Source organism: Saccharothrix sp. S26 (assembly GCF_021390395.1).
GTDB lineage: Bacteria > Actinomycetota > Actinomycetes > Mycobacteriales > Pseudonocardiaceae > Actinosynnema.
Genome location: NZ_JAJUWT010000009.1, coordinates 207374 through 233422, shown reverse-complemented (window position 1 = coordinate 233422; position 26049 = coordinate 207374). Strand labels below are relative to the sequence as shown.

Below are 26049 nucleotides of genomic sequence, written 5' to 3'. Positions count from 1 at the left end.
TCGTGCGGTATCCGTTGTCGTTCGCGCAGCGGCGGTTCCTGGCGTCGTCGTCGCGCCTGGCGGTCGCGGCGTGGCTCGACGGGCCGGTGGACCCGGTGGCGCTGCAACGCGCCGTGGACGACGTGGTGGCCCGGCACGCGGTCCTGCGGACGGGGATCGTCGCCGCCGAGCAGGTCGTGTCGCCGGTGGGTGGTGTGGTGGTCGAGCACATCGCCGTTCCCGACGACGTGGCCCGGGCGGAAGCGGTCGCCGCCGACCTCGTCGCGCGGCCGTTCGACCTGGAACACCCGCCGCTGGTGCGGGTCGCGCTGATCCGGGTGCGCGCGGAGCTGGCGCTGTTCGTGCTGGTGGCGCACCCGGTGGTGGCCGATGGCGGGGCGCTGGGGATCGTGCTCGCCGAGCTGTCGGCGGCTTACCGCGGTGACGTGGTCACCTCGCCGTGGATGGACTACGGGGACTACGCGGTGTGGCAGCGGGAACGGTTGCGCGGCGAGGAGCTGGACCGCCGGCTGGGCCACTGGCGCGAGGTGTTCCCGGACGTGCCCGCGATGCCGTCCTTCGCCGGCGGGCCGGTCGCGTCGGTCTCGGCGGTCGTGCCGGGCGCGCCCTCGGCCGCGGCGGTGCTGGCCGGGTACGCGGTGGTGCTGTCGTGGTACGGCGGGCAGGCGGACGTCGTGGTGGGCGTGCCGGTGAGCGGGCGCATCCGGGTGGAGCTGGAGCCCGTCGTCGGCCCGTTCGCCGACGTGGTGCCCGTCCGGGTGTCGCCGGCGGGCTCGCCGACGTTCGCCGAGCTGGTGGCCCGGGCGGGGGACGCCATGGCGACCGCCCTGGCGCACGACGAGGTGCCGCTCGACGTGCTCGCCGAAGGGCTCGGTGCGCACCTGCCCGGCCACGCGGTGAGGTTCACCCCCGAGCCGCCCGTGACGCCGGTGCCGGAGCTGCCCGGGGTGCGCAGCCGAGCCGTGCGCTTCCCGAGCACCGCGGCCGACCTCGACCTGATCAGGGGAGAGGGCGGCGAGCTGACCCTGGTGCACCGCGTCGCGCCGCACGTCGCCGACTGGCTGCTGACGTCACTGGTGGCCACCTTGGAGCACGCCGACCTGACCCCGGCCCGCACCCTGCCCCCACCGCCTGCCGCGCCGACGACGGGACCGGCCGCGGATCGGGTCGGGCCGGTGGGGCGAGGGCTCGTGCGGCAGGCCGCCGCGGGACCGGCCGGGGATCGGGTCGAACCTGCGAGTGGCGGGTTCGCGCGGTCGACCGCTTCGGAACCGGCCGCGGACGGCGGGGCTGCCGATCGCGGGTTCGTGCGGACTTCCGTTCCCGATCCGGCTGCCGGCGGCTTGCCCACGCAGGTGGAGATCGAGCGGACCATGGCGTTGATGTGGGCCGAGCTGGTCCACGCTTCCGGGCCGGTCGGGGTGCACGACAACCTGTTCGGCCTCGGCGGTGGGTCGTTGACCGCGGTGCGGTTCGCCGCCCGGGTCGCCGAGACCTACGGCGTCACGCTGCCGTTGGACCGGATCTTCACCTCGCCCACCGTCGCGGCCCTCGCCGAGGTCGTGGCGGCGCAGCTCGCGCCCGACGTCGAAGCCGGGTTGGCGGGGCTGTCCGACGACGAGCTGGACGACCTGCTGCACGCGGTCATGGCGGCGCGGGACCGCCGGCGGACCGGGGGAGGGGACCAGCGGTGAGCACGACGTGGCTGGGTGAGCTGCTCAGCGAGGACGGCCGCCGCGACCCGTACCCGGTCTACGCCCGGCTGCACGAGCACGGACCCGTGGTGGGGCTGCCGCACGGCAGCAAGCACGCGGCGATCGTGCACGGCCACGCGGCGGTCGGCCGGGTCCTGCGCGACCCCGACTTCCACGTGCTCGACGCCGAGTACCTCGACCGCGGCAGCACCCGGTGGCGGGCGCACCCGGCCGTGCGGACGATGCAGCACTCGCTGTTCAACGACAGCGGCGACCACCTCGCCCGCACCCGGCGCGTGTTCGGCCAGGCGTTCGGCTCCACCCGCGTGTCCGCGTTGGAACCGATGATCACCCGCATCACCGACCACCTGCTGGACCGGCTCGCCGACGCGGGCGGGGCGCCGGTGGACTTCATGACCCGGTTCGCGCTGCGCCTGCCCAGCGACGTCATCGGCGAGGTGCTGGGCGTCCCGGAGCGGGACCGGGCCGCGTTCCCCGACCGGGTCAGGACCTTCGACGCCATCCTCGAACTGGGCCAGCGCAGCCTCCGCGAGCTGCGCGCCGCGGACACCGCAGCCGAGGAGCTGACGTCCTACTTCGCCGGTCTGGTCGCCGCCCGCCGTGCCGCACCCGAGGACGACCTGATCTCCGTGCTGGCCGCGTCCGACGCGCTGAGCGAACCCGTGCTGCTGGCCAACCTGGTCGTGGTGTTCAACGCCGGGTTCCGCACCACGGCGAACCTGCTCGGCAACGGCCTGCACCTGCTGCTCACGCACCCCGACGCGCTCGACGCCCTGCGCGCCGATCCCGCCACCGCGTCGTCGTGCGTCGAAGAGGTCCTGCGCTTCGACCCGCCGGTCCACTTCGCGATCCGCTACGCGACGAAGGACACCGAGGTCGAGGGCGTGGAGGTGCCGCGCGGTCGCACGGTCCTCATCCTCACCGCCGCCGCCAACCGCGACCCGAGTCGGTTCGCCGACCCCGACCGGTTCGACCCCTCGCGCACCGACAACCACCACTACGCGTTCAGCGCCGGGCCGCACTTCTGCGTCGGCGCGGCCCTGGGCCGGGCGGAGGGCCGGATCGCGCTGTCCCGCCTCGTCGCCCGGTTCCCGTTCCCCGCCCTCGCCGCCCCGCCGGGCCCGCGCCACCACTTCATGCTCCGCGGCCACGACCGCCTGGAAGTCCGGTTCCGGTGAACGACCACGACGCCGACCTGGCCACCGGCACGCTGTTCGGTGCGCTGGAAGACCCGGCGCTCAACTCGATGAATTTCCTCAACGAGGTCGCGATCCGCTATCCGGACGCGATACCGCTGGCCGCCGGCAGGCCCAGTGAGGAGTTCTTCGACCTGGCCGACGTGCCCCGATATCTGGATGCGTTCTGCCGATATCTCGCGGACGAACTCGGCCAGACCGGGGAACAGGTGCGGCGCACCGTATTGCAGTACGGTCGGACCAAGGGCATCATCCACGAACTGGTCGCGAAGAATGTGCTCCTGGACGAGGGCATCGCGGTCGACCCGGAATCGGTCGTCGTCACCGCGGGCTGCCAGGAAGCGATGTTCCTCGTCCTGCGCGCGCTGCGGGCCGACGAGCGCGACGTGCTGCTGGCCGTGTCGCCGACCTACGTCGGGCTGACCGGCGCGGCGCGGCTGGTCGACCTGCCGGTGCGCCCGGTGCGCACCGGCGAGCACGGGATCGACCTCGACGACCTGGTGGCCGTGATCCGCCGGGAACGCGCGGCCGGCCGCCGGCCGCGCGCCTGCTACGTGATGCCGGACTTCGCCAACCCGTCCGGCCTGAGCATGGACCTGGAGACCAGGCGACGGCTGCTGGAGGTCGCCGAGGCCGAGGACGTCCTGCTGCTCGAGGACAACCCGTACGGCCTGTTCCACGGCGACTCCGACCGCGTGCCGACGCTCAAGGCCCTGGACCGGCGACGACGCGTCGTCTACCTGGGCTCTTTCGCCAAGACCGTGTTGCCCGGCGCACGTGTCGGCTACGTGCTCGCCGACCAGCGGGTGGCCGCCGCCGACGGCGCGGTGGGCCTGTTCGCCGACCAGCTCTCGAAGATCAAGAGCATGCTGACGGTGAACACCTCGCCGATCGCGCAGGCCGTCGTCGGCGGCAGGCTCCTGGCGCACGGCTGCCGCCTCGCCACCGCGAACGCGCGCGAACGGGCGCTCTACGCGGGCAACCTGCGGCGCATCGTGGACGGCCTGGCCGAGCGCTTCCCGCGGGATCCGGACGTCACGTGGACCGTGCCCGCGGGCGGGTTCTTCGTCGTGGTCACCGTCGGGTTCGCGGTGGACGACCGGCTCCTGGAACGCTCCGCGCGCGACTACGGCGTCCTGTGGACGCCAATGGGACATTTCTACGACTCGGTCACCGATGTCCGATCGTTGCGCCTTTCCTGCAGCGCCGTTTCCGGTGCGCAGATCGACCTCGGCCTGGACCGGCTGCGGAAATTGATCAATGATCGGCGTTCGGCCACCGGCACCGGTCGCGGCCGATTGGCCGATGGTGCTCCCGGCGAGCCGTGAAGTACGATTTCATCCACTCGTTCCGCGACTGAGCGGAAACTGTTGCGCAACTGTTTCGAGAAATGTGCGCGACCAGGCGGGAGACCTGATGACAAAAGGCCTGGCGTCGACCGGGTTCGCCCTGGCAACGAGTCCCGAATGGGTCGACGAGATCCTGCTCCGCGGCGCGGGCGACGAGGTCTGCCTGCACTCGGGCGGGCCGATCGACCGGGCCGCGCTGCGTCGGATGGTCGCGCACCGGCAGGCGCGCCTTGCGGAGGCGGGACTGCGCGCGGGCGGCTCGCTCGCGCTGCGGCTGCCACCGTCGACGGCGTACGTGGCGAACCTGCTCGCCGGGTGGCGCATCGGGGCCCAGGTGAGCCTGCTCGACCACCGGCTCACCGCGTTCGAGGTCGACCTGGCGCTGCGCAGGCTCGCGCCGCAGGTCGTGGTCGAACCCGGACGGGTCACCAGCGGCCCGCTCAGCGCGTTCGCCGAGGTGGAGGAGCAGGTGACGGCGCGCGACGGCCGACCGGCCGCGACGCCGCACGCCGTGATCCAGTTCAGCTCCGGCTCCACCGGACCGTCCAAGGTGATCGGCCGCACCGCCGCCGACCTGGTCGCCGAGGTCGAGCGGTACACCCGGATCGACGGCGTGCCGCTGCCGGGCGAGCGGATCGTGGTGCTGGCCTCGATGGTGCACGTGCTGGGCCTGGTGGGCGCGCTGCTGTACGGCCTGCACGCCGGCGTGCAGATCAGACCGCCCGACCGGCTCACCGGCGACAGCGTCCTGGACGCGGTCGCGGCCGAGCCCACCCCGGCGACCGTGCTCGGCGTGCCGTTCCACATCGGACTGCTCGCCTCCGTCGTGGACCCGCCGACCCTGCCGCAGCTCAAGCGGATGACCACCGGCGGCGAGGCTGTCCCCGCTGCGACCGCCGCCGCCTTCACCGGCAAGTACGGCGTGCCGCTGGGCAACATGTGGGGCATGACCGAGGTCGGCGTGATCGCCACCGACCTGTTCGGCGAGCACCGGCCCGCGCTCACCCCGGCCCCCGGCCTGGCGGTGGTCGAACGCGACGGCGAGCTGCTCGTGAGCCGGCCCGAGTCGCCGTACGTCGGCCTGTCCGACCCGGACCGGTGGGCGGACGGCTGGCTGCGCACGAGGGACGCGGGCACGGTGGACCCGGCCACCGGGCTGGTCACCGTCAAGGGGCGCCTCGACTCCCAGGTGTCGGTCGGCGGCCTGAAGGTCGACCTGACCGAGGTCGAGGCGACGCTGGCCGAACTGCCCGGCGTGGTGGCGGCCGTCGTGCTGCACGACGACGTCATCACGGCCTACGCCCAGCTCGACGCGCCCGCGACGGCGGCGTCGGTCCAAGCGGCCCTGGCCACGCGGCTGGCCGCCTACAAGAGACCACGCCGCCTGCACGTCCTCGACGCGTTGCCGCGCACCACCACCGGCAAGCTGGTCCGCGACCGCTCGGTGCTGCGCCAGGCGGTGGCGCGGTGAGCGCCGAGAACCCACCGGACCGGGACGACATCCTGGCGATGCTCGCGAGCCTCGACGGGCGACCGGCGCACGACGTCCCCGAGCTGATCGAGTCGATGGAACTGGCCTGGCTGGTGCACCAGGTGGAACAGCGCTACGGCGTGCGCATGGAACTCGACAGCGGCCAGTACGGCCGCATGACCACCGTCTCGGGAGCCGCTGACGTGCTCCGGGAAGTGATCGGGATGCCTGATGAACATTTCCGGGATTGACCACATCGAGATGTACGTCGGTGACGCGAGGCAGACCGCGTTCTACCTCTGCACGGCCTTCGGGTTCGAGGTGTGCGGCCAGGGCGGTCCCGAGACCGGGCTCGCCGGGCGGCGCTCGTTGCTGCTGCGGCAGGGCGACATCCAGGTCGTCCTGACCACCGGCCTGGTCCCCGACCACCCGGCGACCGAGTACGTGCGCCGCCACGGCGACGGCGTGGCCGTCGTCGGCATCGGCGTGGACGACGCCGCGGCCGCCTACCGGACCCTCACCGAACGCGGCGCCCAACCGGTGTCGCCGCCCCGCGAGCACGTGTCGTCGGCGCCCGGCGCGACGGACGCGCGGGTGGTCGTGGCCGAGGTGTCCGGGTTCTCCGACGTGACGCACCGGCTGGTCGAGCGGCACGGCTCGCCGCGCGAGTTCCTGCCCGGCGCGATCGAGGTGACCGAGCCCGGGCCGGGCACCGACGGCAAGCTGCTGCGCGCGATCGACCACCTGGCGATCTGCGTGCCGGTCGGCGGCCTCGCCCCGACCGCCCGCTACTACGTCGAGGTGTTCGGGTTCGAGCAGATCTTCGAGGAGTACGTCGAGGTCGGCGGGCAGGGCATGTTCTCGAAGGTGGTGCAGAGCCCGTCCGGGCACGTCACCTACACGTTGATCGAGCCCGACCCCGACCGCCAACCCGGCCAGATCGACAACTTCCTGACCTGGCACGCGGGCGCGGGCGTGCAGCACGTCGCGTTCGGCACCGACGACATCGTCAAGGCGGTGAGCACGCTCGGCGACATGGGCGTGCGGTTCCTCGGCACGCCCGGCGCCTACTACGACACGCTCGAGGACCGCGTGGGCCACCTGGACGCGCCGCTGGACGAGCTGCGCCGGCTCGGCGTGCTGGTCGACCGCGACCACTGGGGTCAGCTGCTCCAGATCTTCACCGAGTCCATGCACGTGCGCCGCACGCTGTTCCTGGAGATCATCGAGCGGCGGGGCGCGTTGACCTTCGGCAGCGGGAACATCAAGGCGCTGTACGAGGCGAAGCAGGGCGAACTGTCCGGCACGACGGCCACGTGAGGGAGACCGCGGTGAACGAGTTCACGCTGACCGAGCAGGAACGCGCCCTGCTCCCGTCCGACGACGACGTCCGGTTCTTCGCCGAGCACGGCTGGTACCTGTCGAAGAAGCTGTTCTCCGACAGCGAGGTCGACGAGCTGACCGCGGCGGTCGACCGCTACTACGCGGGGGAGCGCAGCAGGCGGCTGCCGACGCGCCCGCCCCGGCTGGCCTACTGGACGCCCGAGCACGGCAACGTCCAGCGCCACAACGACTACGTGCACTACGAGAGCGACGGGATCGCCAAGGCGCTGCTCAAGCCGTTGATCGGCGCGGTGGCCGCCCGGCTGGCGCAGGCCGCCGAGATCCGGGTGTTCCAGTCGACCCTGATCTACAAGCCGCCGATCGCCGAGGAGCCGTCCAACGTCGTGCCCTGGCACTTCGACAAGCACTACTGGTCATCGTCCTCGTCGGACCGGATGCTCACCGCGTTCATCCCGTTCCACGACTGCGACGAGGAGCTGGGCACGATCACGATGGTCGACGGCAGCCACCTGTGGGAGGAAGTCGGCTCCGACGACAGCGCCACCAAGCACTTCGCCGAGCGCGACCGCGACCACCTGGAGAACCTGCTCGAGGTCAACGCGGCGCACAACGGCACCCGGGTCACGAAGATCCCGATGATCATCCCCAAGGGGCACATGAGCTTCCACCACTGCCGGACCTACCACGGCAGCGGGCCGAACCGCTCCACCCGGCCGCGCCAGGCGATCTCGCTGCACCTGCAGGACGGCGACAACGCCTACCGCGAGTTCCCCCTGTCCGACGGCGACCTCGCCTTCTACAACCACGACTTCCTGGTGCGCCGCACCCCGGACGGCAAACCGGACTACGCCGACCCGGAGTTCTGCCCGCCGGTGTGGCGCTCCTGACCGCGGTGGCACACGCGCCCGGCTCCGACGTGGGCCTGTACCGGACGGTGCGACTGATCCGCCGGTTCGAGGAGCGGGCGGTCGAGCTCGTCCGCTCCGGCGACATCGTCGGCGGCATCCACCCCTACACCGGCCAGGAGGCGATCGCCGCCGGGGTGTGCGCGGCGCTGCGCGTGGACGACGTGATCACCAGCACCCACCGGGGGCACGGTCACGTGCTCGCCAAGGGCGCGGACCCCGGCCGCACGCTCGCCGAACTGGCCGGCCGCGCCACGGGGCTCAACCGGGGCCGCGGCGGGTCGATGCACGCGGCGGACTTCGCGCTGGGCATCCTGGGCGCGAACGCGATCGTCGGCGCGAACGGCGCGATCGCCGCGGGCGCGGCCTGGGCGGCTCGGCAGGAGGGCGGCGACCGGGTCGCGGTGAGCTTCTTCGGCGACGGCGCGGTCAACCAGGGCGTGCTGCTGGAAGCGTTGAACCTCGCCGCCCTGTGGCGGCTGCCGGTGCTGTTCGTCTGCGAGAACAACGGTTACGCGACGACCCTGACCGTCTCCGACGCGGTGGCGGGCACGATCACCGGACGCGGCGCGGCGTTCGGCATCCCGTCGGCGACGGTGGACGGGATGGACCCGCGGGCGGTGCTCGACGCGGCGCGCGAGGCGGTGGACCGGGCCCGTGCGGGCGGCGGGCCGTCGCTGGTCGAGTGCCTGACCTACCGGTTCGACGCGCACCACACGTGGGAGCACAAGGCGCGGGTGCGCTACCGCGCCGACGACGAGGTCCGCAGTGGACGCGAGAGGGATCCGGTGACGATCCAGGGCGACCGGCTGTCCGATGAGGACCGCGAGCGGGTCGACGCGGAAGTCGAGTACACTGTGGACGCGGCCGTCGCGTTCGCGCTCGGCAGCCCGCACCCGGACCCGGTCGGTGCGCTCGACCACCTCTACGCCACCGGGATGCGCGCCCGTCCGGGCGGTGGTGGCTGATGCCCTGGCTGTCCTACCAGAAGGCGCTCAACCGGGCGCTGGGCGACGAGCTGGCCCGCGACCCGGCGGTGTTCGTGCTCGGCGAGGACGTCCGCGTGGCGGTCTCGAACGTGACCGCCGGGCTGTTCAAGCGGTTCGGGCCGGACCGGGTGCTGGACACCCCGTTGTCGGAGCAGGCGTTCACCAGCTTCGCCACGGGCGCGGCGCTGAGCGGTCGGCGGCCGGTGATCGAGTTCCAGATACCGGCGCTGCTGTACCTCGCGTTCGAGCAGATCGTCAACCAGGCGCACAAGTTCTCGCTGATGACCGGCGGCCAGGCCCGCGTGCCGGTGACCTACCTGGTGCCCGGCTCGGGGTCGAAGACGGGGTGGGCCGGGCAGCACTCCGACCACCCGTACGCCCTGTTCGCCCACGCCGGGGTGAAGACGGCGGTCCCGGCCACGCCCGAGGACGCCTACGGCCTGCTGACCAGCGCCATCCGCGACGACGACCCGGTGGTGGTGTTCGCCCCCGCCGCGGCACTGGGCAAGCGCGTCGACGTCGACCACGAAGGGCTGGGCCCGGTGCCGCTGGGCGTGGGGCGGGTGCACCGGGAGGGCCAGGACGTCACGGTCGTCGCGATCGGGCACCTCGTGCACGACGCGCTGGCGGTCGCCGAGGAGCTGGCCGACGAGGTGTCGGTCGAGGTCTTCGACCCGCGCACGGTGTACCCGTTCGACTGGGACGGGCTGGCCGCCTCGGTGGCGAGGACCGGCCGGCTGGTCGTGGTGGACGACTCCAACCGCATGTGCGGCCTCGCCGCCGAGGTCGTCGCCACCGCGGCCGAGCGGTTCGACCTGGTCTCCCCGCCCGTGCGGGTGACCAGGCCGGACGGCGCCGTGGTGCCGTTCGCCCTGGCGCTGGACCACGCGGTGCAACCCGATCGCGCCCAGCTGGCGGCCGCGATCACGAAGGTGCTCAAGCAGTGACCGGGGAGGTCCGCATGCCGCTCGACCCGCGACCGCCGTCACCGGAGGACGTCGTCCGACCGCTCTACACGATGTCGGTGGAACAAGCCCGGGCGGCCGACCTCGCGGCGATCCGCGCGGCGGCCGGCGCGGGGGAGCCGGTGCGGCACGTCAGCGACCGGAGCCTGCCCGGACCGGGCGGCGACCTGCCGGTCCGGGTCTACCGGCCGGTCGACACCGCCGAGCCGCTGCCCACCGTCGTCTACTTCTTCGGCGGCGGGTGGGCGCTGGGCAGCGTCGAGACCTCCGACGAGATCTGCCGCGCCCTGGCCAACGCGGTGCCCTGCCAGGTGATCACCGTCGGCTACCGCCTCGCGCCGGAGCACAAGTTCCCGGCCGCCGTCGACGACTGCCGCACGGCCGTGACGTGGATCGCCGAGCACGCCGCCGACCTCGGCGTCGACCCCGACCGGATCGCCGTGGCCGGTGACAGCGCGGGCGGCAACCTCGCCGCGGTCGTGGCCCTCGACCGCCGCGGGCGCGGGCTGGTCGCCCAGGTGCTGGTCTACCCCAACACCGACCACCGCGGCGACACCGCGTCCATGCGGGAGAACGACGACCCGGCGGCGTTCAACCGGCGGTCCGTCGCCTGGTACTGGGGTCACTACCTGGCCGACCCCGCCGACGGCCGCGACCCGTTGGCGTCACCGCTGCTGGCCGAGGACCTGTCGGGCCTGCCGCCGGCGCTCGTGATCACGGCCGAGCGCGACCCGTTGCGCGACGAGGGGGAGCGGTACGCCGAACGCCTGCGCGAGGCCGGCGTGCCCGTGGTCGCGACCCGCTACACCGGGGTGGCGCACGGCTTCTTCGCCATGTCGGGCGTGGTGGACGCGGCCCGCGAGGCACGGGCCGAGGTCGCGGCCTTCCTGCGCGAGCGGTTCACCCGGTGAGCCTCACCGCACCGACGCGGTGAGGCCGCGCACCGACGCCACGTCCGGGCACCCCGCCAACCGCATCGCCGTCCCGAACTCCTCGCGCAGCACGTCGAGCACCGCCGTCACACCGGGCTCGCCGCCCGCGCCCAGACCCCACAGCACCGGCCTGCCGACCAGCACCGCCGCCGCGCCGAGCGCCAGCGCCCGCAGCACGTCCACCCCGGTGCGCACACCGCTGTCCAGCAGCACCGGGCACCGACCGCCCACCGCGGCGACCACCTCGGGCAGCGCGACCACGCTGGGCACCGCGCCGTCGAGCTGCCGCCCGCCGTGGTTGGACACGACCACGCCGTCCGCGCCGAGGTCGACGGCCCGCGCCGCGTCCGCCGGGTCCAGAATTCCCTTGACCACCAGCGGGAGCCGGGTGCGGGCCCGGACCCACGCCAGGTCGCGCCAGCTCAACGACGGGTCGAACACCGCGCTGGTGTGCCGGGCGATCACCGAGTCGCCGGGCACGCGCTCGCCCACGTCGCCGTCGGTGTTCACCGGCTTGACCCAGGACGGCAGGGCGAACCCGTTGCGCAGGTCCCGCAGCCGCCTGCCGAGCACCGGCACGTCCACGGTGAGCACGACCGCGCGGCACCCCGCGTCCTCCGCCCGGCGCAGCAGGGCCCCGACCACCTCCCGGTCCCGCAGCCAGTACAGCTGGAACCACGTCGTGCCGCCCACGCCCGCCACGTCCTCGATCGGCTCGGAGCTCAGCGTGCTCACCACGTACGGGACACCGGCCGCCGCGGCGGCGGACGCGGCGGCGAGCTCACCGCCGTCGTGGACCAACCGCTGGTAGGCCATCGGCGCGACGGCCAGGGGCAGCGCCGAGCGGACGCCGAACAGGTCGCACCCGGTGTCGCAGGCGGAGACGTCCACCAGGCTGCGCGGCACGACGGCGACCCGGTCGAACGCGGCCCGGTTGGCCGCCAGCGTCACCTCGTCGCCGCTGCCCCCCGCGATGTAGTCCCACACGTCCGGGGCCAACCGCTCGGCGGCCAGCCGCTCCACGTCGGCCACCGACCACACGCCGGGCAACGACCCGCTCACGCGTAGGCCGCCGCTTGCATCGCGTACAGCTCGGCGTACAGGCCGTCGGCGGCCATCAGCTCCTCGTGCGAACCGTGCTCCCGCACCCGCCCGTCGGCCACCACGACGATCAGGTCGGCCATCCGGACCGTGGAGAACCGGTGCGAGACCAGCACGGTGATCGCGCCGGTGCGCCTGCCGACCTCCCGCGCGCCGGCCGCGTACCGCTCGAACAACCGGTGCTCGGCCTGGGCGTCCAGCGCCGAGGTGGGTTCGTCCAGCACGAGCAGCAGCGGCTCCGCGCGCATCATGGCGCGGCCGAGCGCGAGCTTCTGCCACTGGCCGCCGGACAGCTCCGCGCCGTCGGCGTAGGACTTGCCGAGCTGGGTCTCCATGCCGTCCTCGAGGCGGTCCAGCACGTCCTCGGCGCGGGCCCGGTGCAACGCGGCGCGCACGGCGTCCGGCGACCCGACGTCGGCCAGCTCGCCGACGCCGACGCTCTCCCGGGCCAGCAGCTCGAAGCGGGCGAAGTCCTGGAACCCGGCCGCGATGCGGCTGCGCCAGGCGTCCACCGGGAACCGCGTGAGGTCCGCGCCGTCGAGGGTGATCACGCCGGTGGTGGCCGGGTAGAACCGGCACAGCAGCTTGACCAGGGTCGTCTTCCCGGCGCCGTTCTCGCCGACGAACGCGACCGTGCCGCCCGCGGGCAGGGTCAGGTCGACGTCGGCGATCACCGGCCGGTCCGTGCCGGGGTAGGTGAACGAGACGCCGCGCAGCTCGATGCCGTGCCGCAGGCGCTCGGGCACGTCCCGGTCGGGCGGCGGCGGGGCCTGCCGAGCCAGCAGCCCGCGGATCCAGCGCAGGTTCGCCATCACCCGCCCGGTGCGCTGCATCTCCTGCAACGCGGTCACGGCCGAGGTCACCTGCTGGTTCACCTGGGAGGCCAGGGTGAGCACGAGCAGCACGTCGCCGACGCTGCGGCTGCCCGCCACGGCGTCGCGCAGCACCAGCAGCGTGCCCAGCACGTAGGCCACGGCGAACAACAGCTGACCGGCGGCGCGCAGCAGCACCGCGCGCCGCTCGCCGTGCCACAGCTCGTCCGACGCGTCGTCCCAGGCACGCCGCTGGCGCGACCGCATCTCCGACTCCAGCCCGCTGACGCGCAGCTCCTTGGCCGACGCGGGGCTCGCCGCCAGGCCGAACAGGTGCTTGGCGTGCCGTGACGGCGGCGCGGACCGCTCGCGGGCGGCGTTCACGATCGTCTCCGCCCGCCGCCCCAGCAGCAGCGGAGGCACCGCGGCCAGCGGCAGCAGCAACAGCAGCGGGTTGAGCCGGGCCAGCAGGACCGCGGTGATCGAGATGGCGACGAGCAGGCCCAGGCTGTTGAGCAGGGACTCCATCGAACCCCACGCGGCCCGGTGCAGCTCCTGGCGCAGCACTTGCAGCTTGTCTGCGTACTCGGGCCGTTCGTGGTGCTCCAGCCCGGGCGAGCCGTTGGTCATCTCGATCAGCTCGCGCTCCAGGCGCGGCACGGCCCGGTCGCCCAGCTCGAAGTAGAAGATGTGCGCGAAGTGGCCGGCGGTCAGCGCCGCGATCACCGCGACCACGACGAACACCGCGGCGACGCTCGCGCCCCGGACGTCACCGGCCAGCGCCGAGTCGGTCAACGCGGCCAGCGCGGGCGCGGCCAGCGGCATCGCGGCGGCCTGGGCGATCATGAGCACGACCGACAGCGCCAGCCGGTAGCGGCTCTCCTGCCAGGCGATGACGAACAGCTCCCAGCCGCCGCGGACGATCTCGATCACCGGCTGACCTCCCGTGTCGCGTCCACCGCGTCGTCGTCCACCACGCCGTCGCCCTCGGCGTCCAGCCCGTGCGCGAACCGCTGCGCCTGCAACGCGAACAGCCGCGCGTAGTGCCCGCCCGCCGCGATCAGCTCGTCGTGCGAGCCGCGCTCCACCACGCGCCCGCCGTCCACCACCACGATGTGGTCCGCGCGGCGGACGCTGGAGAACCGGTGCGAGATGAGCAGCGACGTGACACCGCGCGTCAGCTCCACGAACCGGTCGAAGAACGCGACCTCGGCGCGCACGTCCAGCGCCGCGGTCGGCTCGTCCAGCACCAGCACCGTGGCGCCCGCCGCCAGCGCGTAGAGCGCGCGGGCGATGGCGACCCGCTGCCACTGGCCGCCGGACAGGTCCGTGCCGCCGGGGTAGGCGCGCGACAGCGGCGTGTCCAGCCCGTCGGGCAGGGCGAGCAGCGCTTCGGCGATCCCGGCGCGTTCGGCGGCGCGCAGCACCGCGTCCCGGTCGACCGGCACGTGCGGCGCGCCGAGCGCGATGTTCTCCGCCGCGGTCAGCTCGTAGCGCACGAAGTCCTGGAAGATCACCCCGACCTGGCGGCGCCACCGCACCGGGTCGAACTCGGCGATGTCCACGCCGTCGGCGCGCACCGCGCCCGAGGTCGGCTCGTACAGCCGCGCCAGCAGCTTCACCAAGGTCGTCTTGCCCGCGCCGTTCACGCCGACCACGGCCGTGCAGCGCCCGGCGGCCAGGACCAGCTCGATGCCGTCGAGCACGGTCCGGTCCGAGCCGGGGTAGTGGAAGCCGACGTGGTCGAACGTCAACGCCGAGGTCGGCGTGCCCGCGGGCACCGGTGCGCGACCGGGCGGCGGTTGGTGGGCGTCCAGTTCGCCCAACCGGTCGCGCAACCGCTGCAAGGCGGTCAACGCGAGCATCGCGTACTGCGTGCTGGTGTCGGCCTCGGGGTAGTAGCCGCCCAGCGCGATCGCCAGCGCGACCGCCTGCACGCCCAGCGCCAACGCGGTCAGGCCCACCCGGCCGGTCGCGGCGAGCTGGGCGGCGTGCACCATCGCGCCGCCCGCCAGCAGCAGGCCCAACGAGGTCAGCACCAGGTACGGCCGGAGGTAGACGCGACGGCGCGCCCGTTCGTACGCGTCGCGCACGGCCTCCCACGCCGCCACGTAGCGATCGGCCAGCCAGCCGCTGAGGCCGAACACCCGGATCTCCTTCGCCGCCACGTCGGTCATCGTGACCTCGTGCAGGTAGGCGACCTCGCGCTGCTTGCCCACGACCTGCCGCCACACCCGCGAGTATTTGCGCAGCCCGCCGCGCTGGCCGTAGCGGAACGCCAGCACCGCCGCGCCCACCGCCAGCCCCGCCGGCCAGGCGATCGCGAGCCCGATGACCACGACCAGGGTCAGCAGGCGCGTGTAGCGCGCGACCAACCCGAGCACGCCGACGCACGCCTGCCCCGGCGTGCCCCACTCCCGGTCGAACGCGCGCACGGCCTCGCTCAGCTCGTCCAGCGTGCGCTGGTCCTCCAACGGGCCGATGCCGACCGGGCGCAGCATCAACGCCATCGCCTCGTCGCGCAACGCGCTGTCCACCCGTCGTCGCAACCGCTGCCCCACCGCGTTGTTCACCGGGGTGAGCAGCTGGGTGAGCAGGAACGCGGCGGCGGCCAGCAGGAAGATCGCGGTGAGCCGGTCCCACGCCGCGCTGCCGACCCCGCCGCCGACCGCGGCGGGCACCTCGCCCACCAGCACGCTCGTCGCGACCACGAACGCCACCGGCAACAGGCCGAGCACGACGTTGAGGGCGGCCAGGAAAGCGATCAGGCCGATGCCGCCGGACGGCATCAACCGCACGATCCGCAATCGCGGTCGCACCGCCTCCTCCACCCAGTGCGACCACGTGCCGCGAACCTCGGGTGTTCCGGTCGTCAATGGCGCTCCCGAATCGGCGGAAAGGGCATTGCCGCGCTTTCGCCGCAACGGGGTCGAATGAGCGGGAAACACGGCGGTGCACGGATGTGACGGGTGCCGGCGCCTCGGCTCCAGGAATCAAAGCACACGGGCGTGAGCAGCATCAAGGAAGTCGTTGCGCGACCCCGCACGAGTGCGTCGCGCAACATTTTCGGCCATTGGTCCCAGTGGTCGAATGGGTGCGCGATCGGGTGTGAACGCGACGGATCGGCTCACCGCAGTCGACGCGCGGCGGCGCAGCGGCCACGATGGGGTGAGGCACGGGAGGAGCGTCGGCGTGGACCGAGCACCGAAGATCCCCACGGCACGAGGACGGCTGCCGCTCGTCGGGCACGCCTGGCCGATGATGCGCGACCCGTTGGGCTTCCTCGGCTCGCTGGCCGACCGGGGTCCGCTGGTGCGCATCGCGTTCGGACCGGTCAAGGCGGTCCTGGTCTGCGACGCCGAGTTGGCGCAGCAGGTGTTCCGCGACGACCGCACGTTCGACAAGGGCGGGCCGTTCACCGAACGGGTGCGCGACGTGGTGGGCAACAACCTGTCCACCTGCCCGCACCACGAGCACCGCAGGCAGCGGCGGCTGCTGCAACCCGCGTTCCACGTCGGCCGGTTCGACGCGTACGGGCGCGCGATGGCCGCGCAGATCACCGACCGGGTCGACGCGTGGCACGACGGTCAGGTGCTCGACGTGCCCGCGGAGATGGCCATGCTCACCACCAACGTGCTCACCGCGACCATGTTCTCCGACACGCTCTCGCCCGCGCAGCTCAAGCAGTCGCAGGAGGACGCGGACGTGCTCGCCACCGACATCCTGCCGCGGATGATGATGCCCCGCGCCTTCACCAGGCTGCCGCTGCCGGTGAACGTGCGCTTCGAGCGGGCGCACACCCGGATCAGGCGGACGATCGAAACGATCGTCGCGGCCAGGCGGCGTGAAGGCGGCGACCGGGGAGACCTGCTGTCGGCGCTCTTGGCGGGCTACGACGAGGAGTCCACCGGCGCGGACCGGACGCTGTCCGACCACGAGGTCGTGGACCAGATGCTCACGTTCCACCTCGCGGGCAGCGAGACGACCGCCGTCACGCTCACGTGGGCGCTGCACCTGATCGCCCGCCACCCCGACGTGGAACGCCGGCTGCACGCCGAGGTCGACGCCGTCCTGGCCGGGCGGACGGCGCTGCCCGACGACGTGCCCGCGCTGGAGCTGACCGGGCGCGTCGTCACCGAGACGCTGCGCCTTCGTTCACCGGTCTACGTCCTCACCCGCGTGGTCACCGCGGACACCGAGCTCGGCGGCCACCGGCTGCCCGCGGGCACGGTCGTGGCCTACAGCCCGTACCCGATCCACCACGACGCCCGCCTCTACCCGGACCCGCACCGCTTCGACCCCGACCGCTGGGACCCGGCCCGCAAGCCCGCGCGCCACGCGTTCGTGCCGTTCGCCAACGGCGCGCGCAAGTGCATCGGCGACCGGTTCAGCCTCATGGAGGCGACGTTGGCGCTGGCGTCGATCGTGGCCCGGTGGCGGCTGGCGCACGTGCCGGGCGAGGAGGAGGTCCGACCCGCCGCGGCCGCCGTGATCCGGCCGAAGAGGCTGCGGATGCGGGCCTTCCGCCGCGATCCGGGGAGCTGACCGGGCGTCGAGCCCCGTCCGGCTAGGCCGGATCGGTGAAGTGGCGCAGGATCATCCGGGTCAGCTCGGTGACGTCGGACTCGACCATCGGCGCGCCCGTCATGCCCATCCGGTGCAGCAGGGTGCCGACGGTGATGTCGATGAACAGCAGGATCCGGTCCTCCGGCTCGCCGAGCGCGTCCTGGATCGCGCGCAGGTACGGCGCCTGCAACCGGGTCGACAGGATCTCGCGCAGGCCGGCGTCGCTGACCGCGTCCACGAAGACGCCCGCGAACGCCGCGCCCACCCCCGGCTCGGCGATCCTCGTCGCGGCCAGCCGGATGGCGGCGGCCAGGTACTCGGCCGGGTCGCCCTCCATCGGCGGCAGCGGGCCGAACGCGTCGACCAGGCAGTCGGTGATCAACGCGCCCTTCGACGGCCAGCGCCGGTAGATCGTCGTCTTCGCGACGCCCGCCGCCGCCGCGATGCGATCCATCGTCGCGCCCGCGTAGCCCAGCTCGTGGACGGTGTTCAGCGTGGCGGCGAAGACCACGGCGTCGATGCCGGCGCGCGGGCGGCCGGGTGGTCTGGCGGAGGTGGTCATGGCCCCACGATATCGAGTTGCGCTACGATCGGTATCGATACCAACGGTAGCGAAACTCTGGAGGGGGATGTGGACAACGAGGTGGAGCGCGCGCCGCTGGGGGTCCGGCTGCTCAGCGCCCTGGCGAAGGAACGGGACTGGTCGGCGCTGACGGCACGGGAGTTGACCGCCTTCCGCGACGCGGAGAACCGCAAGCGGTCGTCGCGGCTGATCCGGGTCGTCACCGGCTTCCCGGACGGCGACGCCGAGATCGGGTGGCGCGACGTCACCCTGCCCGACCGCGTGCTCCCGGTCCGGGTGTCCCGGCCGGCGCACCGCAGCGGCGACCTGCCGCTGGTCCTGCACGTGCACGGCGGCGGCTTCGTGGGCACGGCGACGCAGTCGGACTGGGTCAACAGCCACCTCGCCGCCCGGCTGCCCGCGCTCGTCGTCTCGGTCGAGCACCGCCTGCTCGCCCCGGACACCCCGCTGACGGCCGGTGTCGACGACGGCTGGGACGTGCTGCGCCACGTCGTGCGGCACGCGCCGGGCTGGCGGGTCGACCCGACGCGGGTGGCGGTGTTCGGCGAGAGCACCGGCGGCCTGATCACCGCGGTGACCGCGATCCGGGCCAGGGACGCCGGCCTGCCCGTGCGGGCGCAGGTGCTGGTCAACCCGGTCACCGACGTGACCGACGCCGGGTTCGCGTGCGCCTCGATGGCGCGGCACGCCCACAGCCCGACCCTGACCGCCGCGCAGATGCGCCTGTTCCACCGGCTCGCCGTCCCGCCGGGAACGGACCCCCATGCCCTCTCCCCGCTGCACGCCGACGACCTGGGCGACCTGGCCCCGGCGCTCGTGGTGGTCCCCACCCTCGACCCGGTCGCCGACCACGGTCGCCGCTACGTCGAGCGGCTGCGCGAGTCCGGAACGCCCGTGCGGCTCGCCGAGCACCGTGGCGCGCCGCACGGCTTCCTCAGCATGCCGGGCCTGGTGCGACAGGCGAAGGTCGCGCGTGGGCAGATCACCGGGTTCCTGCGCGACCACTTCGCTCCGGCAGCGGTGGTGCGGGCAGGGGAGCGCGATGACCGTCGTTGAGTTCGTGGCGGAGCCGACCCCACCCGAGCGGCGCGTGCCGCCGTCCGGTGACTCCGGCGCGGTGCGGCCGTTCGTGGGTGCGTTCGTGGTTGTCGCGGTGCTTCAGGTGGTCGGGGCGGTCGCGGGGTTGGGGCCGTTGTTGGCGGTGGTCGAGTTGGGGCGTGCGGTGCTGTCACCCGGGCCGGTCGACCACGGGCACGTTCGCCTGGTCGTGGTGGTTGGCGCGGTGGGGTTGTTCGCCCGGCTGTTGTTCACCGGTGCGGCGGCCGGTGTCGGGCACGTCTTGGACGGTCGGGTGCAACTGGCGTTGCGCCGGGCGCTGGCCGCGCGGCTGGGCCGGGTGCCGATCGGCTGGTTCTCCCGGCGGCGGACCGGTGAGTTGGCGAAAGTGGTGGGCGAGGACGTGAGCGCGGTGCACCCGTTCATCGCGCACACGCCCGGCGAGCTCGTCACCGCGTTCGTGGTGCCGTTGGTGTCGCTGGTCTACCTGGCCGCGATCGACTGGCGGCTCACGCTGATCACCCTGGTCCCGGTGGTGTCGGCGGTGGCGCTGGTCCCGCTGATGACGACCCCGGCCCGGTTGCGCGAGCAGCGGGAGTTCGACGCGGCCATGGCGCGGATCTCCAGCTCGGCCGTCGAATTCGTGCAGGGCATCGCCGTGGTGAAGGCGTTCGGCGGCACGCGGCGCGCACACGGTCGGTTCCGCACGGCCTTGGACGACTTCGTCGGCGCGTTCCACCGCTGGGTGCGCGGGATGTCCGTGATCGCCGCCGGCATGCAGCTGGTGCTGTCGCCGCCGTTCGTGCTGCTGGTCGTGCTGGTCGGTGGCGCGGTGCTGATCACGTCCGGCGGCCTGGCCCCGGCCGACCTGCTGCCGTTCGTGCTGCTCGGCCTCGGGCTGACCGCTCCCGTGGCGGCGCTGGGCCACGGCTTCGACGACGTGCGGGCCGCCCGGCGCGCGGTCGGCCGGATCCGGGACGTGCTCGCCGTGCCGTCACTGCCCGAGCCCGCACGGCCGGTCGCGCCGCGGGGGCACCGGGTGGAGCTGCGCGGCGTCCGGTTCGGCTACGAACCCGGTCACGAGGTGCTGCGCGGCATCGACCTCGTGCTCGAACCGGGCACGGTCACCGCGCTCGTCGGCCCCTCCGGCAGCGGGAAGTCCACGCTGGTCCGACTGCTGCCGCGGTTCTTCGACCCCACCGACGGGTCGGTCCTGCTCGGCGGGGTCGACCTGCGTGAGATCGACAGCCGCGAGCTGTACCGGGCGGTGTCCTTCGTCTTCCAGGGCACCTCCCTGCTGCGCGCCTCGGTCGCCGACAACATCGCGCTGGCCGTGCCGCACGCCGACCGCGCCGACGTGGTCCGCGCCGCCGAGTTGGCCAACATCCACGACCGGATCCTCCAGTTGCCGCGCGGCTACGACTCGGTGATCGGCGAGGACGCCGGCCTGTCCGGCGGCGAGGCGCAGCGGATCGCGATCGCCCGCGCGCTGCTGGCCGACACACCCGTGCTCGTGCTGGACGAGGCGACCGCGTTCGCCGACCCGCGGACCGAGCAGGCGGTGCGCCGCGCCCTGCCGACCGAGGGCCGCACGGTCCTGGTCATCGCCCACCGCCTGGAGACGATCGCCGCCGCCGACACGGTCGTGGTGCTGGAGGACGGGTCGATCGCCGAGCACGGCACACCCACCGAACTGCTGGCCCGCAACGGGAAGTTCGCCGCGCTCTGGCACTCCCACCGGTCGGCCGCGACCGCCGACCGCACACGGCTTGGAGACCGACCGCGATGATCCGACTGCTGCTCCGCGTGCTGGGGCACGACCACGCCCGGCCGGTGCGCCGCACCGTCGCCCTGATGACGACGACCGCGGTGGCCGAAGGGCTGTCCTACGCGCTGCTCGTGCCCGTGCTCGGGGCGTTGCTCGGCAACACACCTCGGGACGCGTGGCCGTGGCTGGGCGCGTTCGGCGCGGCCGTCGCGGTCTACGCGGTGCTGCGTTACGTCAGCGACCTGTCCGGGTTCCGCGCCGGCACCACGTTGTTGCGCGGCACGTACCACCGGCTCGGCGACCACCTGGCCCGGCTGCCCGTCGGCTGGTTCGGCGCCGGCCGGGTCGGTGAGGTGGCGGTCCTGGCGGGCCACGGTGTGTTGCGGGCGATGAGCGTGATCGCGCACCTGCTGGGGCCGTTCACCTCGGCGTGCGTGGCACCGCTGACGATCGTCGCCGTGATGCTCGCGTTCGACTGGCGGCTCGGCCTGGCCGCGCTGGTCGCCGCGCCGCTCGTGGCGGTGGTCCAGGCGTGGACGGCACGGTCCACGGCCGCCGCCGACGCCGAACGGGCCGAACGCGACCACGAGGCCGCCGACCGGGTCATCGAGTACCTCCAGGCACAGCCCGTGCTGCGCGCGGGCGGCCGGACCGCCGAGCGCTTCGGGTTGCTGGACGACTCGCTGCGCGACGTCGAACGCGCGTCACGCCGCACCGTGCGGTCGGCGCTGCCCGGTGTGGTGGGCCTGGCGTTCGCGGTGCAGGCGGCGTTCACCGCGGTGCTGGCGCTGGGGTCCCACCTCGCACTCGGCGGTGACGTCGGCGCGGCCGAGCTCCTCGCGATCCTGGTGCTGGCGGCCCGTTGCGCCGACCCGCTGCTGTCGTTGTCCGACCTCGGCGGCAAGCTGCGCGCCGCGCGGTTCGAGCTGGCCAGGCTGGACGCGGTGCTGCGGGCCGAGCCGCTGCCCGAGCCCCGCGACCCGGTCCGGCCGGCGCACCACGGGCTGGAGCTGCACGCCGTCACCTTCCGGCACGGCGACCGCACGGTGCTCGACGGCGTGACGCTGTCCGTGCCGCCGGGGCAGCGGCTGGCGGTCGTCGGACCGTCGGGCGCGGGCAAGAGCACGCTGTTGCACCTGCTCGCCCGGTTCTACGACGTGGACGCGGGCGCGGTGCGGGTGGGCGGCGTGGACGTGCGCGACATCGACCCCGAGGTGCTGATGTCGCGGATCGCCTTCGTGTTCCAGCACGTCTACCTCTTCGACGGCACGATCGAGGAGAACGTGCGGCTGGGCCGTGCCGACGCGAGCGACGCCGAGGTGCGTGCGGCCGCCGTCGCGGCACGGCTGGACGAGGTGGTCGAGCGGCTGCCCGCCGGATGGGCCACCCACGTCGGCGAGGGCGGCGCGCTGCTCTCGGGCGGTGAGCGCCAACGGGTCTCCATCGCGCGGGCGTTGCTGAAGGACGCGCCGATCGTGCTGCTGGACGAGGTGACCTCGGCGCTGGACCCGGTGAACGAGGCCGCCGTCCACGACGGCGTGGCCCGCCTGATGGCGGGCCGGACGGTGGTGATGGTGGCGCACCGCATGAGGACCGTCCGACGCACGGATCGGGTCGTATTCCTCGACGCCGGCCGCGTCGTGGAGGAGGGCGCGCCGGACGACCTGCTGCGCCGCGGCGGCCGTTACGCCGAGTTCGAGGCCATCTCGGTGGCGGAGGGGAGCGATCGCGCCTGAAACTACGTATGTACGTGTATGGTCGTACAATCATGACCGAGTGCGACCCTGAGGAGACGACGATGCCTTCCCACGCGGGCGATCGGCGGAACAGAGACATGCGGCGCGTCCGGTGCGCGGGCGGCCGGTCGTGACCCACTACGACGTGGCCGTCGCGGGCGGCGGACCGGTGGGCATGCTGCTCGCGGTGGAACTGGCGATGCACGGCGTGCGGACCGTCGTGCTGGAGCGGTTGCCCGAGCCGACCGGCGAGTCCAAGGCCGGCACGCTGCACGCCCGCACCGCGGAGACCCTGCACCGGCGCGGGCTGCTCGACGCCGTGCAACCCGGACCGCACAAGGCGGTGCGCCACCGCGACCGGTCGGTGACGTTCCACTTCGCCGGCCTGTTCAACCTGGACATCGGCCGCGTCGTGGACGAGGGGCCGGTGATCGTGGGCAGCCCGCAGGCCTACGCCGAGCAGGTGTTCGCCCGTCGGGCCGAGGCGCTGAGCGCGGTGATCGAGCGCGACAGCGAGGTCGTGGGGCTGGCCGACCTGGGCGACCGGGTCGTGCTCGACGTCCGCTCGACCGGCGGCGCGACCCGGCAGGTCACCGCCGACTGGGTGGTCGGCTGCGACGGCGCGCGCAGCGCGGTGCGCAAGCTGGCCGGCATCGAGTTCGTCGGCACCCCCGGCACCGTCGCCGCGCTCATGGGCGACGTCCGCCTGCTCGACCCGGGCAGCGCGCCGGTCGGCTGGCAGCGCACCGAACGGGGCTGGACCTTGTTCTGGACCAACCCGTTCGGCCACAGCCGGGTGTGCACCTACGACTTCCGCGACGCGGCCCTGTCCCGCCCGGACCGGACGGCGCCCGTGACGCTGGAGGAACTGCGCGGCGAGGTGGAGCGCATCGCGGGCCGTCCCGTGCCGATGGACCAGCCGCGCTGGCTCACCCGCTTCACCGACGCCGCGTTGCAGGCCGAGACCTACCGGCGCGGCCGGGTGCTGGTCGCGGGCGACGCCGCGCACGTGCACTTCCCGGCCGGCGGCCAGGGCGTCAACCTGGGCCTGCAGGACGCGGTCAACCTCGGCTGGAAGCTCGCCGCGCAGGTGCGGGGCTGGGCACCGGACGGGCTGCTGGACACCTACCACGCCGAACGGCACCCGGTGGCCGCGCGCGTGCTCTACAACGTGCGCGCCCAGGTCGGCCTGATGCTGCCCGACAAGCGGGTCGACGCGCTGCGCGAGCTGTTCGTGGAGCTCATGCAACTGCCACAGGTCAACGACTTCCTGGCGGGCATGATCACCGGCGTGGACGTGCGCTACGACACCGGCCTGCCCGGTGACCAGCTCGCCGGGCTGTTCGTGCCCGACCTCCAGCTCAAGGTGGGCGCGGAGGCGGCGACCCTGGCCGAGCTGCTGCGCTCCGGCCGCCCGGTGCTGCTGGACCTGGCCGACCGCGAACCGCTGCGCCGGATCGCCGCGCCGTGGCGGGACCGGGTGGACGTGGTCGTGGCCGACTGCGACGACGTGCCGTCCGCGCCGACGCTGCTGGTCCGCCCCGACGGCTACATCGCGTGGAGCGGCTCGGGGTTGGCGAGCGACCAGGACACCCTCGACGAGGCGTTGCGCACCTGGTTCGGCGCACCGGCGTGACGCGTGGCGGGCACCCGCGCCGGGTGCCCGCCACGCGCCGGTCAGGGCAGGCGGACCGATTGCCGGTGGCGGAAGAAGTCCGCGGGGTCGTACGCCGCCTTCACCCGTTGCAGCCGGGGGTAGTTCTCGCCCCAGTACAACGCGTGCCACGGCACACCGGACGCGTTGTGCGCGTCGTCGCCGAGATCGGTGTCGGGGTAGTTCAGCACGCAGCCGTCGGTCCGCTCGTCCGGCACCGGCACCTTGCCGGTCCGGGCGTACAGCTCGGCGAAGAAGCGCCGTGCCCACGACACGTTCGCGTCGTCGTCGGACGGCTCGCTCCAGCTCGTCTGGATGTGCAGCTTGAACGCGCTGTCGCGGTGCACGTTCGCGGTGTCGGTGCGGCCGACCGCGTTGACCTGCCCGCCCGAGGACGTCAGCATCGCCTGGGCGAACGGGTTGGCGAACCCGTCGCGGCCGTCGAGGTTGCGGTACAGCGTCGCCACCTGCGCGTCGGTGAACCCGGTGCGGTGGTAGGCCGACTTGTGGTCGCCGCGCAGGGTCGGGTCCAGCATCCGCGGGTGCATCGTGCCCAGGTGGCGGGTCGCGGTCAGCCAGCTCCACCGCTTCGGCTCGGCGTAGCGCTCCAGCGGGCCGTGCTCGCCGGACGGCCGGGTGAGGGCGCTGTGCGGCACGTCCACGCCCTGCGTGACGTCGGCGACGAAGCGGGACAGCAGCTCCTCGGCGTCCGCTCCGCTGCCGTCGAACACGGTGAACAGGCCGATCTCGCCGGTGGCGCGCTGGTTGAGCAGCAGGAAGCTGCACAGCCCCGCGTACCGGCCGCCGGGTGCGGCGTTGGCGGCGTGCCACCCGGTCCAGTTGCGGACCAGCCTGCCGAACACCGCCTCGGTCATCCCCTCCCACGGCCACGCGACCGCGCTGAGCAGCAGCTCGGCCGGTGGCCTCGGCAGGATGCGCGCCGGGTCGGCCGACCGCGCGCCGGGCGAGCGGAACAGGTACCGGGTGACCACCCCGAACGTCCCGCCGCCACCGCCGGTGTGCGCCCACCACAGGTCGTGGTGGGGGTCGTCCGGTTCCCGGGTGGCCATCACGAGCAGGGCCCGGCCGGCCGCGTCCACGACGACGACCTCCACCGCGTACAGGTGGTCGACCACCAGGCCGTCGCGGCGGCACAGCAGCCCCCACCCGCCGCCGGCGACGTGCCCGCCGACGCCGACCGAGTAGCACTGACCGGCGGGGATCGTGACGCCCCAGGTCTTGTACAGCAGCTCGTACACGTCCAGCAGCGTGGCGCCGGCCTCCACCGCGAACGCCCGGTGCACGGGGTCGAAGGCCACCGACGTCATCTCCGACAGGTCGAGCACCACCTCCACCTCGTCGTTGAACACGAAGTCCTCGTAGCAGTGCCCGCCACCGCGCACCGTGAGCCGCTTGCGCCCGCTCACCGCCTCCTGCACCACGTCGAGCGCCTGCCGCGGCGAGGACACCACCCGAACCGACTCGGGCCGCCCCACCCACCGCCGGTCCAACCCGACCACGAGGTCGGCGTACCGCGGGTCGCCGGGCCCGACCGTCACGGCCCCGAACCGCCCGACCGGATCCGCCTGCGCCACCGCCACCCCGGGCACCGCCGCCGCGGCCACCCCGATCGCCCCCGTCGCCGCCAACAACCGCCGCCGGCTGATCCCACCGCCGTCCTGGCTCATCACGCCTCCCTCACCATCCGCCGAAACGCGCACCGCCCGCGATCCGTCGCCTCCGCACGGTCGTCGAGGGCTCGCTGATTGCGCTCGTTGAGGCCGGGGATGGCTGTCGGCTGGATGGCGGTTCCTCCCTGGCGCTTCGCCTCGGCACGGCCGTTGGGGGCTCGCCGACCGCCCTCAATGCGGCCACGGGTCGTCGGCGCGGATCGCGGTCGTTCCCGG

The 26049-nt window shown here is 73.7% G+C and carries 20 protein-coding genes; 15 read left to right on the top strand and 5 right to left on the bottom strand.

The features are described from left to right. Positions 1 to 2: 2 nt before the first annotated feature. From LZG04_RS16730 to LZG04_RS16685, 10 genes are all read left to right on the top strand, one after another. The gene (locus tag LZG04_RS16730; RefSeq protein ID WP_233817940.1) at positions 3 to 1694 is read left to right on the top strand and encodes a condensation domain-containing protein; all 1692 of its coding nucleotides are present in this window, start codon (positions 3 to 5) and stop codon (positions 1692 to 1694) included. Next, complete coding sequence (locus LZG04_RS16725; RefSeq protein WP_233817938.1) at positions 1691 to 2893, top strand: cytochrome P450; 1203 nt, start codon at positions 1691 to 1693, stop codon at positions 2891 to 2893. The genes LZG04_RS16730 and LZG04_RS16725 overlap by 4 nt, the downstream gene beginning before the upstream one ends. Continuing rightward, positions 2890 to 4239: a PLP-dependent aminotransferase family protein gene (locus tag LZG04_RS16720; protein WP_308199131.1), complete on the top strand. Its 1350-nt coding sequence runs from the start codon at positions 2890 to 2892 to the stop codon at positions 4237 to 4239. Before LZG04_RS16725 ends, LZG04_RS16720 begins: the two co-directional genes overlap by 4 nt. A gap of 88 nt (positions 4240 to 4327) precedes the next feature. Beyond that, on the top strand, positions 4328 to 5731 hold the full coding sequence (locus LZG04_RS16715) for a class I adenylate-forming enzyme family protein (protein ID WP_233817936.1): 1404 nt from the start codon (positions 4328 to 4330) through the stop codon (positions 5729 to 5731). Continuing rightward, positions 5728 to 5982: a hypothetical protein gene (locus LZG04_RS16710; RefSeq protein ID WP_233817934.1), complete on the top strand. Its 255-nt coding sequence runs from the start codon at positions 5728 to 5730 to the stop codon at positions 5980 to 5982. Before LZG04_RS16715 ends, LZG04_RS16710 begins: the two co-directional genes overlap by 4 nt. After that, positions 5963 to 7051: a 4-hydroxyphenylpyruvate dioxygenase gene (hppD, locus tag LZG04_RS16705; protein ID WP_233817932.1), complete on the top strand. Its 1089-nt coding sequence runs from the start codon at positions 5963 to 5965 to the stop codon at positions 7049 to 7051. The genes LZG04_RS16710 and hppD overlap by 20 nt, the downstream gene beginning before the upstream one ends. An 11-nt stretch (positions 7052 to 7062) precedes the next feature. Beyond that, positions 7063 to 7962 (top strand): phytanoyl-CoA dioxygenase family protein, encoded by a 900-nt coding sequence (locus LZG04_RS16700; protein ID WP_233817930.1) that lies wholly within the window; start codon positions 7063 to 7065, stop codon positions 7960 to 7962. A 5-nt stretch (positions 7963 to 7967) separates the two neighbouring features. Then, entirely contained in the window at positions 7968 to 8948 is a 981-nt protein-coding gene (locus LZG04_RS16695; protein WP_233817928.1) for a thiamine pyrophosphate-dependent dehydrogenase E1 component subunit alpha, read from the top strand. Beyond that, a complete protein-coding gene (locus tag LZG04_RS16690) occupies positions 8948 to 9916 on the top strand; it encodes an alpha-ketoacid dehydrogenase subunit beta (RefSeq protein ID WP_233817926.1) in 969 nt (322 codons plus the stop codon). Before LZG04_RS16695 ends, LZG04_RS16690 begins: the two co-directional genes overlap by 1 nt. Then, the gene (locus LZG04_RS16685; RefSeq protein WP_233817924.1) at positions 9913 to 10845 is read left to right on the top strand and encodes an alpha/beta hydrolase; all 933 of its coding nucleotides are present in this window, start codon (positions 9913 to 9915) and stop codon (positions 10843 to 10845) included. Before LZG04_RS16690 ends, LZG04_RS16685 begins: the two co-directional genes overlap by 4 nt. A 3-nt stretch (positions 10846 to 10848) precedes the next feature. Here the strand turns inward: LZG04_RS16685 and LZG04_RS16680 are convergent, their stop codons facing one another. Genes LZG04_RS16680 through LZG04_RS16670 form a run of 3 tightly spaced genes read right to left on the bottom strand, consistent with a single transcriptional unit; the run spans position 10849 to position 15598 of the window. Further along, positions 10849 to 11928, bottom strand: a complete 1080-nt coding sequence (locus LZG04_RS16680; protein ID WP_233817921.1) for an alpha-hydroxy acid oxidase — start codon at positions 11926 to 11928, stop codon at positions 10849 to 10851. Beyond that, positions 11925 to 13712 (bottom strand): ABC transporter ATP-binding protein, encoded by a 1788-nt coding sequence (locus LZG04_RS16675; protein ID WP_233817919.1) that lies wholly within the window; start codon positions 13710 to 13712, stop codon positions 11925 to 11927. Before LZG04_RS16675 ends, LZG04_RS16680 begins: the two co-directional genes overlap by 4 nt. Further along, positions 13709 to 15598: an ABC transporter ATP-binding protein gene (locus LZG04_RS16670; protein WP_233817917.1), complete on the bottom strand. Its 1890-nt coding sequence runs from the start codon at positions 15596 to 15598 to the stop codon at positions 13709 to 13711. Before LZG04_RS16670 ends, LZG04_RS16675 begins: the two co-directional genes overlap by 4 nt. A 373-nt stretch (positions 15599 to 15971) precedes the next feature. Here LZG04_RS16670 and LZG04_RS16665 point away from each other — a divergent pair, with 373 nt between their 5' ends. Continuing rightward, complete coding sequence (locus tag LZG04_RS16665) at positions 15972 to 17324, top strand: cytochrome P450 (protein WP_233817915.1); 1353 nt, start codon at positions 15972 to 15974, stop codon at positions 17322 to 17324. Between the two features lie 22 nt (positions 17325 to 17346). Here the strand turns inward: LZG04_RS16665 and LZG04_RS16660 are convergent, their stop codons facing one another. Further along, the gene (locus tag LZG04_RS16660) at positions 17347 to 17907 is read right to left on the bottom strand and encodes a TetR/AcrR family transcriptional regulator (protein WP_233817914.1); all 561 of its coding nucleotides are present in this window, start codon (positions 17905 to 17907) and stop codon (positions 17347 to 17349) included. Positions 17908 to 17976: 69 nt separating this feature from the next. Between LZG04_RS16660 and LZG04_RS16655 the strand changes: the two genes are divergently transcribed. From LZG04_RS16655 to LZG04_RS16640, 4 genes are all read left to right on the top strand, one after another. Continuing rightward, a complete protein-coding gene (locus LZG04_RS16655; protein WP_233817912.1) occupies positions 17977 to 18984 on the top strand; it encodes an alpha/beta hydrolase in 1008 nt (335 codons plus the stop codon). Then, on the top strand, positions 18971 to 20773 hold the full coding sequence (locus LZG04_RS16650) for an ABC transporter ATP-binding protein (RefSeq protein WP_233817910.1): 1803 nt from the start codon (positions 18971 to 18973) through the stop codon (positions 20771 to 20773). Before LZG04_RS16655 ends, LZG04_RS16650 begins: the two co-directional genes overlap by 14 nt. Next, on the top strand, positions 20770 to 22488 hold the full coding sequence (locus LZG04_RS16645; RefSeq protein WP_233817908.1) for an ABC transporter ATP-binding protein: 1719 nt from the start codon (positions 20770 to 20772) through the stop codon (positions 22486 to 22488). Before LZG04_RS16650 ends, LZG04_RS16645 begins: the two co-directional genes overlap by 4 nt. Positions 22489 to 22618: 130 nt before the next feature. Continuing rightward, positions 22619 to 24124 carry an FAD-dependent monooxygenase gene (locus LZG04_RS16640; protein ID WP_233817906.1) on the top strand — a complete coding sequence of 502 codons (1506 nt, stop codon included), beginning with the start codon at positions 22619 to 22621 and terminating at the stop codon, positions 24122 to 24124. A 41-nt stretch (positions 24125 to 24165) separates the two neighbouring features. Here the strand turns inward: LZG04_RS16640 and LZG04_RS16635 are convergent, their stop codons facing one another. Continuing rightward, positions 24166 to 25830 carry an FAD-binding protein gene (locus tag LZG04_RS16635; RefSeq protein ID WP_233817903.1) on the bottom strand — a complete coding sequence of 555 codons (1665 nt, stop codon included), beginning with the start codon at positions 25828 to 25830 and terminating at the stop codon, positions 24166 to 24168. Between the last annotated feature and the right edge of the window lie 219 nt (positions 25831 to 26049).